General features: G+C 39.7%; 2 pseudogenes. Both read right to left on the bottom strand.

Features of this window, described 5'->3' with window-relative positions:
• Positions 1–309: pseudogene (locus ACTHUM_RS18195) on the bottom strand (hypothetical protein); the annotation flags it as partial.
• A 21-nt stretch (positions 310–330) separates the two neighbouring features.
• Positions 331–557, bottom strand: a pseudogene (locus ACTHUM_RS18190) (peptidase); the annotation flags it as partial.

Genomic DNA, 557 nt, shown 5'->3' with positions numbered 1-557 from the left:
AGAAAATGCCTCTCCTACAAAGACTATTTGCAACAAGCATGGCGTGTACACATATATCATTCTATTAAAACCTACTGCACGGAATTTAAACGCATTCCATGCTGCAGACAGCGCCAACACACCCAAAATGAAAAGTAAAATCCCAAAAAACACAGCCCATGCCATGTTGTTAATCAATCCTTGCACACTCTGAATTGATGCCAGAATCAACCAAACCACGCCCTGCACAAAAGTCAACCATGCCATAAATTTGCCGCTTTTAGGCAATTTTTTATAATCAGGAAAGGTATTAAAAAACCAACTTTTCATACTATAAATCACTTTCTCTTATCAACTGCCGATTTTCCAGTACTGCTGGTAATCGGAAAAACACAATACAATGGTTTTACCGTTTTGGCGGTAGGGGTGGCAAAGGCTGTAATTGCCGTCTTTTGCCTCATAACGTATTTCATTTGTTTGTCCGGCAAATACCCTCTGCAAGTATTCACGCTCGCTCAGCTTTGGAACATAAAGATATTGCGTTTTGCTGATTGTTTCTTTATTGCCATTCCGAGTAA

Source organism: Neisseria sp. P0021.S006 (assembly GCF_051956895.1).
Note: the sequence above shows the minus strand (reverse complement) of the source record. Positions and strands in the feature narration are given on the sequence as shown.